12 protein-coding genes are annotated in these 16,196 nt (G+C 37.5%); 3 read left to right on the forward strand and 9 right to left on the reverse strand.

What is annotated here, in order from left to right; all coding sequences use genetic code 11:
* The first annotated feature begins 73 nt into the window (after positions 1-73).
* Complete coding sequence (locus G530_RS0111945; protein ID WP_026934759.1) at positions 74-4,192, forward strand: HYR domain-containing protein; 4,119 nt, start codon at positions 74-76, stop codon at positions 4,190-4,192.
* Here the strand turns inward: G530_RS0111945 and miaA are convergent.
* From miaA to G530_RS0111985, 8 genes are all read right to left on the reverse strand, one after another.
* Positions 4,182-5,090 (reverse strand): tRNA (adenosine(37)-N6)-dimethylallyltransferase MiaA, encoded by a 909-nt coding sequence (miaA, locus tag G530_RS0111950; RefSeq protein ID WP_026934760.1) that lies wholly within the window; start codon positions 5,088-5,090, stop codon positions 4,182-4,184. The two genes, G530_RS0111945 and miaA, sit on opposite strands and share 11 nt — an antisense overlap.
* Positions 5,083-5,892, reverse strand: a complete 810-nt coding sequence (locus G530_RS0111955; RefSeq protein ID WP_035716394.1) for an ion transporter — start codon at positions 5,890-5,892, stop codon at positions 5,083-5,085. The genes miaA and G530_RS0111955 overlap by 8 nt, the downstream gene beginning before the upstream one ends.
* Before the next feature lie 43 nt (positions 5,893-5,935).
* Complete coding sequence (locus tag G530_RS0111960) at positions 5,936-7,906, reverse strand: DUF3857 domain-containing protein (RefSeq protein WP_026934762.1); 1,971 nt, start codon at positions 7,904-7,906, stop codon at positions 5,936-5,938.
* Positions 7,899-9,272, reverse strand: coding sequence for an exonuclease domain-containing protein (locus tag G530_RS0111965; protein WP_026934763.1), 1,374 nt, complete (start codon positions 9,270-9,272; stop codon positions 7,899-7,901). The genes G530_RS0111960 and G530_RS0111965 overlap by 8 nt, the downstream gene beginning before the upstream one ends.
* A 15-nt stretch (positions 9,273-9,287) precedes the next feature.
* Complete coding sequence (locus tag G530_RS0111970; protein ID WP_026934764.1) at positions 9,288-9,947, reverse strand: YggS family pyridoxal phosphate-dependent enzyme; 660 nt, start codon at positions 9,945-9,947, stop codon at positions 9,288-9,290.
* A gap of 70 nt (positions 9,948-10,017) precedes the next feature.
* A complete protein-coding gene (locus tag G530_RS0111975) occupies positions 10,018-11,253 on the reverse strand; it encodes a DUF1015 domain-containing protein (protein WP_026934765.1) in 1,236 nt (411 codons plus the stop codon).
* Positions 11,254-11,393: 140 nt separating this feature from the next.
* Positions 11,394-12,284, reverse strand: coding sequence for a 3-hydroxyacyl-CoA dehydrogenase family protein (locus tag G530_RS0111980; protein WP_026934766.1), 891 nt, complete (start codon positions 12,282-12,284; stop codon positions 11,394-11,396).
* Positions 12,285-12,401: 117 nt separating this feature from the next.
* Positions 12,402-13,367, reverse strand: a complete 966-nt coding sequence (locus G530_RS0111985) for a Gfo/Idh/MocA family protein (protein WP_026934767.1) — start codon at positions 13,365-13,367, stop codon at positions 12,402-12,404.
* Between the two features lie 135 nt (positions 13,368-13,502).
* On the opposite strand from G530_RS0111985, the gene G530_RS0111990 reads away from it, so the two are divergent.
* Both G530_RS0111990 and G530_RS0111995 read left to right on the forward strand, forming a co-directional pair.
* Positions 13,503-14,144 (forward strand): protein-L-isoaspartate(D-aspartate) O-methyltransferase, encoded by a 642-nt coding sequence (locus tag G530_RS0111990; RefSeq protein ID WP_026934768.1) that lies wholly within the window; start codon positions 13,503-13,505, stop codon positions 14,142-14,144.
* Positions 14,145-14,461: 317 nt separating this feature from the next.
* Positions 14,462-14,776, forward strand: a complete 315-nt coding sequence (locus G530_RS0111995) for a GIY-YIG nuclease family protein (protein WP_026934769.1) — start codon at positions 14,462-14,464, stop codon at positions 14,774-14,776.
* 338 nt (positions 14,777-15,114) lie between these two features.
* On the opposite strand, the gene G530_RS0112000 is transcribed toward G530_RS0111995, so the two are convergent.
* The gene (locus tag G530_RS0112000; RefSeq protein WP_026934770.1) at positions 15,115-16,143 is read right to left on the reverse strand and encodes a M28 family metallopeptidase; all 1,029 of its coding nucleotides are present in this window, start codon (positions 16,141-16,143) and stop codon (positions 15,115-15,117) included.
* Positions 16,144-16,196 lie beyond the last annotated feature (53 nt).

Here is a 16,196-nt window from a genome sequence, read left to right on the forward strand (position 1 = left end):
TTATGGCGTACACCAAATACGCCCAAACTTGATAAGCACAGCCGATACATGTTATTTTAAGAGATCTTCTCTTATGAAGGCTGTTACCTTTATATTTTTTCTCTTCTATTTTTCAGGAAATGTTTTTGGGCAGGATCCTGCTAATACGGTACCTGAATTTTATTACGATTCTTTTAAAGATTTAGGTTCTGTAACCAAAGACGAAAATAGTAATCTAACTATTGCAATTGAGACAGATTCTAATGGGAATATCTACCAACTTACTTTCGGAAATGGAGTTTTTAAATATGATTCTGAGGGAAATAATAAAGAAGAATTTATTAGCGCTAATAAGTTAGATGCTCCTTTGGATTTTGCTATCGATAGCAATGATAATTTTTTCATAATTGATTATGAAGATCAAGAGCCTTGGCAGAACAATGGGAAAATTCGGGTTTTCGATCGCGCTGGCCAGTCTTTGAATGATAGAACCATTCTAACCTCTTATTTTAGACCATTAGGCATAGCTTTGGATAATTCTGATAATATTTATGTAGCTCTTTATAATTCTCCAGGTGGTACAGAAAGTACTGAAAGTAGTGAAATTAGGGTTTATGATAATATTGGGAATATGATAGAACCTCCCTTTAAAGGAACTATTAATCATGAACTTGAAATACCATATAGATTAGCGGTCGATTTTAATGGAAATTTATATGTTAGTCACTCCGGGAATGATGGGGAGGTACTAGTTTTCGACTCGAATTTCAGTTATTTAGAAACTTTAAATGATCGAGAAATAGAGATCAACGGTGAAACATCAACGTTAGGAACTCCAGGTAGTATTAAAATTGATAATTATGGATATATACATATTATTGACTATGCAGACTATATTGATTTTGAGCAAATTTTAAATTATGAAGATCTAAGTGATTCAGAATTTATTGGTCTAGCCATTGGTATATTTACTGGTGTAAGTGCTCAGGAATTTAATATTAAAATTTTTGATCCTAACCGGAACTTAGTTGCAGCATTTTATGATTATTCAAAAGACAAATTAAAACTGCCTGTTGATATTGCTTTTGGCTATTGTCAAAATAAAATGTATGTAGACAATGCAAATCCTATTTTGTCTTTCCCAGTTGATAACTCTAGAATAGATTTTAATCTTTTGTTATATGAACGAAAACCGCAATTTGATATCACCGATCCCGTTATTACCTGTCCTGTAGATATTACAGTGCAGGCTAACGCTGGTAAGGATTACGCTGTGGTTACCTATAATAATGCTACTGCTACAGATTTATGTGGAGTAACGGTAAGCCGGACATCAGGTTTGGCTTCTGGTAGTCAGTTTCCTGTAGGCGAAAATATGGTTGAATTTACTGCGACGGACTCCGCTGGCAACTCCACAAGCTGCACTTTCAAAATAACCGTAGAGCCTGCCGATGAAGAGGATACTCCGCCAGTCTTTAAAAACTGCCCAGGAAATATTATTAGAAATAACGATCCAAGACAATGCGGAGCAGTGGTAACTTTTGATACTCCAACGGTTATTGATGACAATGAATCTGTGACACCTACACGGATTGATGGTAATACAGATCTAAATTCTGGAGATGAATTTCCAGTTGGTGTGACGACTATAATTTTTGAAGCAAATGATGGAGTTAATAATGCTGTTTATTGCAGTTTTACCATTACGGTAATAGATGCAGAAGATCCAGAAATAATCTGTCCAGATAATAAAGTAGAAAGTTTCGATTCCGCTACAGGTTATGAGGTGCCAGATTTTACTGATGAGGTTGAAGTTTCAGACAATTGTACATCAAGCGATGATCTTATAATTACTCAAAGTCCGCAGGAAGGAGATTTCATAACAGAGAGTCAAGTCGTGACCATAACTGTAGAAGATTCCGCAGGTTTAAGAGACAGTTGTACTTTCCAATTGACATTAGAAGAACAACAACAATATGAACTTGAATGTATAGGTGATCTCACCGTAAGACTGGGAGAGGATGCACAAAATTCTAATGTCACAGAAATTGAGACTTCAGAATTTATTACCAGTGACATTTCAAACCTTGATCTGGCGTTGAGAGTTCTACAATTTACCTGTGAAGATATCGGGACTAATCCTTTAACTATACGTGCTTCAGATAAGGAAACTGGTGAACCATATTCATGTACCGTAAACGTAACAGTTGTAGATGTTGGTGAACCCTTGATCATATGTCCTGCAGGTGTGCAAACCAGGGAAATACCAGCAAGCGGAGTTTATGAACTACCGGATTTTTCAGAAGTATATAGTATTTCTGATAATTGTTCTGACTATGAAGATCTCGTTTTTACCCAGGATCCTTTACCAGGAACCGAATATACTGAAGAGGGAGATTATGAAATTGTTCTAACCGCAACAGATGTTTATAATAATACGGAAACCTGTGAAGTGACTTATAGGCTCATTAAATCTGCACAACCAAGTTTTGAGTGCCCGGTTGTTAATGAAATCGATCCCATAATTAAAAATAGCGAATGTGATTATGAAGTTCTAGATTATAGTTCATTAATCACGAATTTTCAAAATTTTAGTAATACACCATTTATTTCATCGGAATATGTGAAAAATGAGGATTTTCTAAGTGTTTCTCTAGAAGTGTATGACGGAGAAAATGGTGATTTTGTAGGGGATTGTGTATTTGAAGTTCCAGCGATCGATGATACCGCGCCAAATTTTGAAAATTGCAGCAACCGCAATCTATCAATTACGATCGCCGAAGGTTCATTCTGGAATTTACAGGATTTTAGGGATGACTTTACGGCAACTGACAATTGCGATGCAGATCTTGAATATACGCAGGATCCAGAACCGGGAACGCCTATTAATGAAACCACAGATGTTGCGGTTAGAGTGACTGATGGATCAGATAACACCAGGAGCTGTCTTTTTACAATTGATGTAACTATAGTTCAGGGGAATGATCTAATTCTTAATTGCCCGGGAGATTTTGCCATTTTCGCAGATGAGAATTGTGAATACCGAGTACCAGATCTTTCAGAAGCTATAAACGTTTCTAATGATGAGGCTATTATAGAACAATCATTAGAAATCAATTCCATATTCGACAATAATGTCGACCCGTATGTAAGAGTGACTGCAACCTTTGAAGGTGAATCTGTTTTCTGTGATATTTATCTTACGCCAAAAGATGAAGTAGATCCGGTAATAGAATGTCCAGCAGATGAAACTATAAATTTAGGAGATGGTGAAAGTTACATTCTTCCTGATTATACTGCAATTACAGAGGCTACAGATAATTGCGGAGAAGTTACTATAACCCAGCAGCCGGTTGCAGGAACGGAGATTACCGAAGATGTAGATGTCGTTGTGACCGCCAGGGATTCTGCAGGAAATACAACATCCTGTGATTTTCAGGTGAATATTGTACGTGAGGGAGAAATTAGTATTAGTTGTCCGGAGGATATTACCGCAGCCTGGGATGAAAACTGTGAGTTTGTATTGCCAGATTATACTGCCCAGGCTGGAATAAATTCCAATGGAGAATTTGAGATAATGCAGACCCCGGCTCCGGGTACGATTATTACTGCTGCAGAAACCGAGGTGACTATTAGTGTAAGTGACAATAATTCTAACGATTCCTGTAGTTTTATTCTGTCTCTGGAAGATAATACACCTCCCGCTCTTAATTTGAAAAATACCAGTGCGGCAATAGATTCAGATGGGATCGCTTTAATTTCCTTTGCAGATATAGACAATGGATCTTTTGATAATTGTGATTCAGAAGTAAATTACGTTTTAAGTAAGTTAACATATACCTGTAAAAACCTTGGAGAGAATTTAGTCCAGATAACCGCAGAAGATAGCAACGGGAACATTTCTACCGGTACCGCCGTAGTTACGATAACTGATGAACAGGGGTTCTGTGATGATCCTGTAATTGGGTCTGAATATATTTTTATTTATCCGAATCCGAATATAGGAAGCTTTAAAATTGCTACCCCAGCAGATGTAGTGATTGAAAGAGTTGAAGTTTTTGATCACCGCGGAAGATTTATCGCGGCTAAAGATTTTGAAAGTACGGTAACCGAATATTCGATGAATCTAGGTCCTTTACAGGAAGCAGTTTATGTGCTAAAGATCGTGACAAATGAAAAAACATTTACCAAAAGATTTATTTTTAAATATTGATCTTACTTTCAATATAATTAAAGATCACTTCAGGATTTTCATTATAGTCGAACCATTTAATAGCGTCATCTTTTCTAAACCAGGTTAATTGCCTTTTGGCAAACCTTCTGGTATTTTTCTTAATTTCAGAAATTGCCATTTCCAGGTCCCATTCACCATCAAAATACCGGAATAATTCTTTATACCCAACCGTATTCAGTGCGTTAAGATCTCGTTTTGGGTATAGAGTCCTTGCTTCTTGAACCAGGCCATTTTCTATCATAATATCTACCCGGCGATTGATGCGGTCATAGATTAATTCCCGATCTGCAGAAAGACCTATATTAATAATTTTGAAATTTCGCTCAGGTTTATCCTGGTTCAAAAATTCTGAAAAAGGTTTACCTGTTTCAATGCAGATCTCTAGAGCTCTTATTAAGCGATGCGGATTTTGAACATCAGCAGTTTTGTAATATTCAGGATCAAGGACAAAGAGTTTTTGTTGTAGCCAGTCGATACCATCTTCTTCAAGATGACCGTTGAGGTTTTTACGGATTTCAGGATCAACTTCAGGGAAATTGTCCAGGCCTTCGGTAATTGCTTTAATATATAGTCCGCTACCGCCCACCATTACGGCTATATCATGCGCCTGGAAAAGTTCTTCCAGTTTATTAATGGCCTCCTTTTCAAAATCACCAACAGAGTAATTATCGTCTATAGAAATATGCTGAATAAAATGATGAGGTGCAGCCTCCAATTCATGAGGATCTGGTACAGCAGTTCCTATCTGCATCTCTTTAAAGAATTGCCTGGAGTCTGCTGAAATAATTTCAGTATTAAAATGCCGGGCAATTTTTATGGAAAGGGAGGTCTTACCAATTGCGGTAGGACCAATAACATTAATAAGATAATTATTCATTTAAAAGATATCCGCATTTATGACAAAATTCGGCATTATCTAAATGCCTGCTTTCATTACAATTGGGGCATACTTGTGTGTTCTTAATTGGCTTCTCTGTTGCTTTGCTATATTCAGCGCTAACGATACCGGTAGGTACCGCAATAATACCGTAACCGGTGATCATTATAAAAGAAGCTATAAGCCTGCCCAAAGGTGTTATTGGGGCTATATCACCAAAACCAACTGTAGTTAAGGTCACGATGCACCAGTAAATACTTAGTGGGATATTATCAAATCCACCACCTTCTCCTTCTACGAGGTGCATTAAGGTACCGGCGATGATACAAATAATAAATACCGCAAACAGAAAGACGAAGATCTTTGCCCTGCTATTGTTTAAAGCATTCACGAGTTTGCGGGATTCTCCAATATATCTGGTAATTTTCAGGATCCTGAAAATACGCAACAGTCTAAGAGCCCTGATCGCGAAAAGTAGATTCGCACCACCAAAAATAAAGCCTATGTAGCTAGGTAGAGTTGAAAGTAGATCAACCATCCCGTAGAAACTAAAAATATATCGTTTAGGTTTATTAATAGCGACTATTCTTAGAATGTATTCTACAGTGAAAATTGCCGTGATCACCCATTCTGCCACGTAAAATTCATAAGAATACTTTTCCAGGAGAGAGCTTACACTTTCCATCATTACCAGGATTACACTAATAATAATAACAAAGAGTAAGGCTATGTCAAATACCTTACCTGCAGGAGTATCAGCCTCATAAATAACTTCATGAAGTTTGAATTTCCAGTGGGGCATTGATTTTTTTTCTTTCAAATCTGAAACTTGGAATTAGTCAAATTTAACTATTTTCTTCAATTATGATCAATGATTGGGTCTGGACTTCCAAAATGGAGTCAAAAAACAGCTTAATAGCTTCATAATACTCTGGTGGGTATGAGGCATATGAAAATCTTAACATGCAATTTACGTGGATCACAGACTCATTTTTTTTATTAACAGAAAATATTAAGCGACCAGCTTTCCCTGGCATTGCTATAGCTTTAGTTTCTGGAAGCTCTGTGACCTTATATCCTTCTGGAATTTCGATAATAGAACTGTAAGAATATACATCCCGGTAGCCAAAATCTATCGGGTAATTTCTTTCCTGAAGTTGAAAGGGATTCCGGTCAATAAATTTAAAATTGAAGGGATTAAAATAGATCTTATCTCCAATTTTCTGACTTTTATTCTGAAGATCATATCTTATTTTTAGATCTTCAGTAAGATCATTCACTCCTGAGACTTCGGTCTTTACGGCATTTGTAGATTCAGTTTTCAGCGCAAGTTTACTGAAGATTTCATTTGTGTTGGTATTTTCAAGCTCATTCCGCATATTATATGCGTGGTAACCATCTATAATCTGTTGGCTAAATCCAGTGGAAGTACCATCCTTATTTATCTTAATGGAGTCGTTGAAAATAACACGGGAATAATCTTTAGGAGTAATATCGATCCATGAGCTACCGTTTTCGAAATCCATTAGCCTGGCGTATCCGTTTAAGGCTCGAAATGGTAATCTCCCAAAATCAATATTTTTCTCTGTAGCATCTAATAGATACTTTTCTTCACCGATAGAAAGCTGAATAAAGAAATAATTAAAATCACTTAAAACCGGATGAACCTTCGTGGGAAATCCTTTATTTCTGGTCGCTGCCAATACCGGTAAAACTTCAAAACCTTCATTTTTATAGATGTTATGAAGCAGTGCATTTATTTCCAGGACATTTCCTGTTCTGGATACCAGGATATCCTTTAAATTAATATCTCTATGGATATGATACTTATGGTTCCAGGTAAACTCTTTCTGAACAAAATCATAGATCAAACCTGCTTTTTCAATATTGTTAGGTAAAGAACTAATATCTTCCGGTAGTAACCCTTTAGCTATATTTCCTCTCCTTAACTGTCTTCCAATACCTTTATCTGCTTTTAATTCCTGGTCTACATCCTCCCAGTTTTTGGTATATTTTCTAACATAACCATCCAAACGAGTAACCTGCATTAACTCATATTGGATGGAACTCAAATAATTTTTCTCTGAGGTTATATGGTCTTCGGTTTTAAAAGCCGGTACGTCTTTAATTGCATAAACAGACTTTAGACAATCCCCAGATTCGGTACTAGCTCCAAAATCTATACAGTTTTTTACGATATCTATTTCGTCTACCGTTAATTCCAGGTATCCGGTTTTTTTAATATTGTACTCATAATTCCCTGGAATTTGAGCGGTAAATTCAGAATAGGCCTTTGGTATATCATCCTGAAATTTCCAGGTAGTGAAATTGAAGAAAAATGGACTTTCTAATTCATAGGAATAAACCAAAACGGAGCCTTCTTTGATGTTTGGGAAGGTGAAACGAACCAGGTCATGATGCTCCAGTTCCTTTGTGAATATATCGGTTTTAGAAAGAGGTGTTTTCTTTATAACACCATTTTCTAAATTATAGGTCGCGGCATTAAGTTTGAGAATTTTCTCTTTACTATCTTCATTTTTGCCCAATGGAATCTCTATAGTGGCTTCATCAAAACCATTCTTATTCAAAATCTTTATTTGGGCTGAATAGTTAAAAACAATATTATAATCTCTATTTCTATCGAATTCACTAAATCCCTTCTCCTGGATGTAGAATGCATTCGCCGTAGTATCCTGATGATAAACCTGGGTTTCAAGATCAGCTTTTGATGGAGTGAGATTTTCTGTTTTAAATTCTTGAGCTAAAAAAACGTAGGGAAGAAATAGTAGTAGGTAGCGTAAATAAAATTTACTCATGTATAGATAATTGTACAATTTTGAAATTATGCTTCTTACGCAAAAAGCTCTGAATAATATGTTCTGCGTCTCTGTTATTGTTCATGGGAGTAATAATAGACCTGATGATATCCAGGTTATTGATCTGATGATTTAGATTAAAATAACCCACTCCTTTAAATTCGCCATCTTCAATAAGCAATGCGCTCTTCTCATCAACTTCGCGACCGCGGCCAATCAATAGCATATTCTGGTTGTCGTATGAATATCTCTCAATGAGTTTCTCTGCACGATCATTATATTCTTCTGCGGTTTCTTCTTCCAGACAGGCGCCATGGCAACTTTTGATGGTGTAAGCGAAACAATTACCTGTTCCTCCATGCAAGCCCGAAAGCCTTTCACATAACTCGTATTCCTCCACCCATTTGGTCAGGGAATTTTTAGCTGATCTTAGAGAGCTGAAAGTGGTGATGTTTTTCTTTGTCCTGTTTGCCCGACCAATATTGAAATTTACATATCCATTTTCATCCACTGAATGATAAAGCGCATGGCTGAAAATATCTCTTTTCAGAGCACGGTTGTATCTAGGTTTGATCTCTTTGATCTCCTGATTTTCTTTAAGGAGAGCGATCAATTCATTTCCGGTAAGTTCATAAGAGACCGAATTGACCTTTTTTTGCATTTCTTTCGACTTGGGATTGTCGTTAGTAAAATGCTGATTCACTCTTTTCCTAATATTCCTCGATTTGCCTACATAGATGATATCACCGTTCTCATTATGGAAATAGTAAACCCCGGTTTCTGAAGGTAATTCTTCTAGAATATAGACCAGTTTAGTATCTAAATTTCGTTTAGGTACTTTTCGCACGTGCTCTTTCATGATGTCTTTTTCAACATCTTTCATAAGGAGCATTTTGAATAATTTGATGGTAGCCTGGGCATCTCCGGCAGCTCGGTGACGGTCACTTAGAGGAATCCCTAAAGATCTTACCAGTTTGCCTAAACTATAGGACGGAAGTCCTGGGATTAATTTCTTTGATAATTCTACCGTACACAGGCTTTTTCTTTCATATTCGTAACCTAATCTTTTAAATTCTGTACGTAGTATCCTGTAGTCGAATTTAGCATTATGAGCCACCAGTATACAATCCTCAGTTATCTCTACAATACGTTTCGCGATCTCATAGAATTTTGGAGCATTGGTCAACATCTTGTTGTTAATGCCCGTTAGGTTCACTACAAATGGCTGAATGGGTTGTTCTGGGTTTATCAGGCTAATAAATTGATCGGTCACCTGCTGGCCATCAAATTTATAAATCGCTATTTCGGTGATCCCTTCTTCATTATATTTTCCACCGGTCGTCTCTATGTCTAATATCGCGTACAAATATCCTCTCCTTCGTTAATTATAATTTCGCGCCCCAAATATACTACTTCCAATTCTAACCATAGTGCTCCCACAATCTACAGCGATCTGATAATCACCACTCATCCCCATGGATAGTTCCTCCAGGTCTGTATGTTCGTCTCTAAATTTATCAAAAACTGACTTTAAATATTTGAATTCAGATCTTATCTGGTCTTCATCATCCGTAAAAGTAGCCATTCCCATAAGGCCGATCACCTTTACATTTTCCATTTTTGAATAGGCTTCAGAATTCAATATTTCCCTGGCTTCTTCAGAAGTTATCCCGAATTTAGAATCTTCATCGGCGATCTTTATCTGGAGCAGGCAGTTAATGGTGCGTTCGTTCTGTTTTGCTCTTTTATTGATCTCTTTCAGAAGCTTAAGGCTGTCTACTGCATGTATCAATGAAACGAAAGGGGCCATATATTTCACCTTATTTCGCTGAACATGGCCAACCATGTGCCATTCTATATCCTTGGGAAGTTCTTCCCACTTATCGGTCATTTCCTGGATCTTATTTTCCCCCAGAATTCTCTGGCCGGCATTATAGGCCTCCATGAGATCTTCATTGGGTTTGGTCTTGGAAATGGCAACGAGCTTCACATTTTCAGGAAGTTCGTCTTTATATTTTTTAATATTTTCAGAAATATCCATCCTTTATTCTGGCTTTTTAAATTAAGGATTCAAATTACCCAGTTGGGCAGGTGTGGTTAGGATACGGTAATCAGAATTCGTAAATCGTTAGTCCGCTTCGCAACTTAGGTTCAATATAAGTACTTTTTGGTGGCATGGTCAAATTTTCATCGGCAATTTGTTTGATTTCTTCAATTCCCGCGGGCATCATTCCAAAACCTATCCTGAATTCACCGGTATCAACACGGGTTTTCAATTCAATAAGATCATTCCGGCCATGTATATAGGCAATGCGTTTATCATACCTAAGATCATTGATGCCTAAAACAGGTTTCAGTATCTTCTCGTAAAGAATATAAGAATCCAGTTCACTAAGTGCATCGGTAAATTCATAATTGGTCTTCCGCAGGTAGAGCGAGTAAAACTCACCATCCAGATACATGTTAAAATGATGCTTTTTGGAGGGCTTATAAACTTCTAAACCTCTATTTTCAATTCGGAACCATTCATCTAACAGAATAAGGAACTCTTCTTTGGAGTGACCGTTCAGATCTTTAATTAACCTGCTGAATTCAAATATCCTCAGGTTACTTTCAGAAATAAGATAACTCATAAAATAGTTATAGGATTCCCTCCCCGTATGATCTGGATTATTCTCCCTGCTTTCTTTGGCCAGTAGCCATGAGGAAGCGCTGCGATGATGCCCATCTGCGATATAAAGCTTCTCCATAGCTGCAAATTCTGCCTTTATCTTTTCAATATTCGCAGGATCATCTATAAGCCACAATGAATGAGTTTCCTTGTTATTGGTAGCAAATTCATATTCTGGCCTGGTCTTCATACGCTCCTGCAGCAGGTCATTGATCACCGTATTATCTGGATAGGTAAGCAAAACAGGTTCCGTATTAAATCCAACGACCTTAAGGTATTCTTTAAAGAGTTCCTCGCGATGCGCAATAGTGTCCTCATGACGGCGAATCACATCTTTCTCGTAATCCTCTACACTTGTCGCCGCAATAATGCCACAACAGGAAGCTTCTCTGGTCTTGATATTATAAATATAATAGCAAGGTTGTTTATCCTGGATAAGGGTGTTTTCCTCCTTAAATTCCAGATAACGGTTCTTCACCATCCCAAAGCGTTTTTCCCCGCCAATCTCATGCTGAAATTTGTAACCGGGATTTATGATATGAAGAAAAGAGTAGGGGTTGAACTCTAACTGTGCCCTGAGCTCTTCTTCGCCATAATCTTCATAGGAACGTGAAGCAACCAGGCCGGCATAAGCAGGCGCTGGTCTTACGGCTTTAAATGGGAGGATCTTGGTCAAATTAATGCTTTTGCTTAAAAGAGATTTCTCAGTTGTGGTTATACACTCCTTCGAAATGACTTAACTATGGTTATTACCGTAGTCATTTCGAGCAAAGGGAGAAATCTCAATACTCAATACTAATATCTAAATACTAATTTCTAACTATTAAACTGAGAAGAAACCTTTTCTGCTTTTCTACTTTCAGAATAGTCATAGAATCCTTCACCAGATTTTACACCAATCTTTCCTGCTCTAACCATATTGGTTAGCAATGGGCATGGTGCGTATTTAGGATTTTTGAATCCGTCGTACATTACTTCAAGGATAGAGTGACAAACATCTAACCCTATAAAATCGGCTAGTTGAAGTGGTCCCATAGGATGAGCCATTCCCAGTTTCATTACCGTGTCTATTTCGTAAACCCCGGCCACACCGTTGTAAAGTGTTTCAATAGCTTCATTGATCATGGGCATTAGAATTCTGTTAGCCACAAATCCAGGGTAGTCATTAACCTCTACCGGTACCTTATTCAGTTTTTCTGAAAGGTCCATGATGGTTTTGGTTACTTCATCTGAAGTATTATAACCCCTGATGATCTCTACAAGCTTCATTACGGGCACCGGATTCATAAAATGCATTCCGATCACTCTTTCAGGATTAGAAACCTCAGAAGCGATCTGAGTAATAGAAATTGAAGAAGTATTCGTTGCCAAAATAGTGTCTTCAGAAGTACTTTGATCAAGATGTCTGAAGATCTTTAATTTAAGGTCGGTATTTTCAGTGGCTGCTTCAACCACAAGACTTGCATTTTCAACACCTTCAGAAATTTCAGTAAACGTAGTGATATTCTCTAGCGTTTCATTCTTCTGGTCTTCGCAGATCTTTTCTTTAGCCACCATACGGTCAAGGTTTTTGGAAATAGTATCCATCCCTTTTTTAAGGCTTTCTTCTGAAATATCTATCAACTGAACTTTGTAACCGCTCTGGGCAAAGGTATGTGCGATACCGTTCCCCATGGTTCCTGCTCCTATAACTGCAATGTTTTTCATTTTATAAAATTTAAAGAATTCTGAAGTTTTCGTCAAGCTGAACTTGTTTCAGCTTCTCATTAAATAGATCCTGAAACGAGTTCAGGATGACAGGTTTAGGTCTCAGAATTATAAGTGTTATACATTAAAATTTGCGATCACCTGGTTAGCTACCTGGAGTGCTTTAGCACCCTGTTGTAAAGTAACTACAGGTTCTTTATCATTATTTATAGCATCGGCAAAACTTTCCAGTTCCTCCAAAATGGCATTATTGGCGGAAACATTAGGATTGTCGAAATATATCTGTTTTTTGATCCCTTCAGCATTCTGAAGGATCATGGCGAAATCATCAGGATCTTCCGGAGCGTCTTTCATTTTCACCACTTCACATTTTTTCTCCAGGAAATCTACTGAAATATAGGCGTCACGCTGAAAGAACCTCGATTTTCTCATGTTCTTCATAGAGATCCTGCTGGCAGTAAGATTGGCTACACAGCCATTTTCGAACTCAATCCTGGCATTGGCAATATCTGGTGTGTCACTAATTACTGAAACTCCGCTGGCATTAATCTTTTTAACATCAGATTTTACTACACTAAGCACGGCATCAATATCATGGATCATTAGATCCAGCACCACGGGAACATCTGTTCCACGCGGATTGAATTCTGCCAGTCTGTGTGCCTCGATGAACATGGGATTTTCTATGCGATCTGCCACCGCCTGGAAGGCAGGGTTAAATCTTTCTACGTGACCTACCTGGCCTTTAACGCCATGTTTTACGGCAAGTTCTATAAGTTCTTTCGCTTCCTCGTAGGTATTGGTAATAGGTTTTTCAATAAAAAGATGTTTCCCGGCCGAGATCACTTTCTTAGCTACCTCAAAATGCGAAAGGGTAGGAGTTACCACGTCTATCATGTCAACAGAAGCGATCAATTCATCAAGATCATCGAACATTTTATAGCCGAACTCTGATGCTATCTTTTCAGCATTTTTCTTATTCGCATCATAAAATCCTACCAGTTCATATTCTTCAGATTGCTTTAAAAGTTTCAGATGAATTTTGCCGAGGTGACCTGCACCCAGAACTCCTGCTTTTAGCATATTTTTTGCATTTTTCACAAAAATAGCATTTTGATATTAAATACTTTATAAAATTGGGCCAAATCCCAGCGGCTAATTGCTTGGGATAAATCAGCACGAATGCCTAATTTTACAGTCTGAATAAAGCATACTAACTTGAAAGATACTTACAGACACCAGGGGAAAAGGCAGCAATTGGTGAGAACCGTGAAGAAAAAAGGGATCACCGATGAGAAGGTACTAGCCGCTATTGGGAAGATTCCGCGCCACCTGTTCATGGATAGTAGTTTTGAGGATCATGCATACCAGGATAAGGCTTTTCCTATTGCGGCAGATCAGACCATATCCCAGCCATATACGGTGGCTTTTCAGTCTGAATTGCTAGAAATTAAAAAAGGGGAGAAGGTGCTGGAGGTTGGTACGGGAAGCGGATACCAAACCGCTGTGCTTTGCGAATTAGGCGCAAAAGTTTACAGCATAGAACGGCAGCGTGAGCTTTATAAAAAAACGAAAACTTTCCTGGCGAAAATTGGCTACAGACCTAAATATCTAAGCTTCGGTGATGGATATAAGGGAATCCCTGAATATGCGCCTTATGAAAAGATCATCGTTACGGCTGGAGCACCGGTGGTGCCTAACGACCTGTTAAGTCAGTTAAAAGTAGGAGGAAGGCTGGTGATCCCGGTAGGAACCGAGGTACAGACCATGACCTTATTTGTTAGAAAATCTGCTAAGGAATTTGATAAGAAGGAATTTGGAGCCTTCAGGTTTGTGCCGCTGCTTGAGGACAAGAATTAGTTTTTTAATTGATAATTGATTTTTTGCTTTAAGCTATCATTCTGAACGAGACGAAGTATATTGAAGAATCTCGTGTTCTGATTAGGATGAGACTCTTCGCTTTGCTCAGAGTGACATTTAAAAGAACGAATATTAATTGAATTTGTCCATTCTGAATGTGGTGCAACGGAATGAAGAATCTCTTGAGTTCATGATAGGATAAGACTCTTCGCTTTGCTCAGAGTGACAAGAAACTATTTTTTGTTGTCCATTCTGAATGTAACGCAGTGGAATGAAGAATCTTCTTAGGCTTTGAATAAAAATGGTTAAATTCAGGGATGCTCAGCAATGATTCACAATCCTATTTTACTTACATACTTACCAATAGGAATAAAACAGTCTTATACATTGGAGTAACCAATAATCTTCAGAGACGCTTAATTGAACATCATCAAGGGGCCAGATTACGAGCTAAAACCTTTACTGCGAAATATCATTGTATTTTTCTTATTCATTATGAGAAATTCTCCTGGGTTCAGGATGCGATTGCCAGAGAAAAACAATTGAAAGGTTGGTTAAGGTCAAAGAAGGTAGGTCTGATAAATGAAAATAATCCAGAATGGAAATTTTTAAATGATGAATTTAGTCTATAGGATGAGACTCTTCGCTTTGCTCAGAGTGACATTTAAAAGAACGAATATTAATTGAATTTGTACATTCTGAATGTAGTGCAGTGGAATGAAGAATCTCTTGAGTTCATAATAGGTTAAGACTCTTCGTTTCTCTCAGAGTGACAGGAAACTATTTTTTGTTGTCCATTCTGAATGTAGTGCAACGGAATGAAGAATCTCATGTTCTGATTAGGATGAGACTCTTCGCTTTGCTCAGAGTGACAGTTAAATTCAGTCTAACATCTCACTTCTCAATACTCAATTCTACAAAAAAAAGCCCCGTAAAAAAACGAGGCTCTATAAATTATTTACCGGATAAATTACTTCCCGGCAGTAACACTATCTTCAGCTTTGTCTACGACAATTCTCGCATCACGGTTTGCGATCTCCCAGGCAGTTAGAAATACCAGTTGAGTTCTTTTAGCTAACAGATCGTATTCAATCTTATCTGGAGTATCTGTGTGCTTATGATAGTCAGCATGAGTTCCGTTGAAATAGAAAATAATCGGAATATTGTTCTTAGCAAAATTATAGTGATCACTTCTATAGTAGAAACGATTAGGATCATTCTCATCATTATATTTATAATCAAGATCCATTTTTACATGTTTCTCATTCACACCTTCACTTAATAAATGAAGATCTGTACTTAGCTTATCACTGCCAATAAGGTATATATAATTATCGTTACCCTCATGTGCAGGATCTATACGGCCAATCATATCTATATTTAGATTAGCAACCGTATTTGCTAAAGGAAAAATTGGCTCATCTGTATAGAATTTAGAACCTACCAGCCCTTTTTCCTCACCGGTTACATTAAGAAACAAAATAGATCTTTTTGGAGTAAATCCATCTTTGCTTGCTTTTACAAAAGCTTCGGCAATCTCAAGCACTCCAACCGTTCCGGAACCGTCATCATCTGCACCATTATAGATCCTTCCCTGATCGTCTATACCTACATGATCATAATGAGAGGAAATTACCAGGATCTCTTCTGGTTTTTCTGAACCTTTAAGAAATGCAACTACATTTTCTGTAGGTTTTACATTTCCTCTTTTAAAATAACTTACAGGAACTTCCTGGAAGTAATCATCACCGCCTAGTGGAGATGGAAGATTCAGGCTTTTATATTCATTTTTTAAATACTCTGCGGCTTTCTTTTGTCCTGGTTCTCCAGTCTCACGACCTTCGAATTCATCGCTGGCGAAAGTATAAAGATGTTCTTTTAGGTCTTCTGCAGTAATAGTATTTGCATATTCCATGGGATCTGCATCTTCAACTTTACCATTTTGCGCGCTGCAGGATAGAAGGATGGCTGGAAAAGCCAAAAGCAATATTTTTCTCATTTTATTAATTGATTTTTAGATAATTGCCGCCAATATAACGGTTTTGATATTAA

The sequence above is a fragment of the Christiangramia echinicola DSM 19838 genome, from assembly GCF_000423065.1.
GTDB classification, from domain to species: domain Bacteria; phylum Bacteroidota; class Bacteroidia; order Flavobacteriales; family Flavobacteriaceae; genus Christiangramia; species Christiangramia echinicola.

Bases quoted from the DNA above. Each gene is read 5' to 3' on its own strand.
- G530_RS0111945 (WP_026934759.1), top strand. From the start codon at position 74: ATGAAGGCTGTTACCTTTATATTTTTTCTCTTCTATTTTTCAGGAAAT.
- miaA (WP_026934760.1), bottom strand. From the start codon at position 5,090: ATGAATAATTATCTTATTAATGTTATTGGTCCTACCGCAATTGGTAAG.
- G530_RS0111955 (WP_035716394.1), bottom strand. From the start codon at position 5,892: ATGCCCCACTGGAAATTCAAACTTCATGAAGTTATTTATGAGGCTGAT.
- G530_RS0111960 (WP_026934762.1), bottom strand. From the start codon at position 7,906: ATGAGTAAATTTTATTTACGCTACCTACTACTATTTCTTCCCTACGTT.
- G530_RS0111970 (WP_026934764.1), bottom strand. From the start codon at position 9,947: ATGGATATTTCTGAAAATATTAAAAAATATAAAGACGAACTTCCTGAA.
- G530_RS0111980 (WP_026934766.1), bottom strand. From the start codon at position 12,284: ATGAAAAACATTGCAGTTATAGGAGCAGGAACCATGGGGAACGGTATC.
- G530_RS0111985 (WP_026934767.1), bottom strand. From the start codon at position 13,367: ATGCTAAAAGCAGGAGTTCTGGGTGCAGGTCACCTCGGCAAAATTCAT.
- G530_RS0111995 (WP_026934769.1), top strand. From the start codon at position 14,462: ATGCTCAGCAATGATTCACAATCCTATTTTACTTACATACTTACCAAT.
- G530_RS0112000 (WP_026934770.1), bottom strand. From the start codon at position 16,143: ATGAGAAAAATATTGCTTTTGGCTTTTCCAGCCATCCTTCTATCCTGC.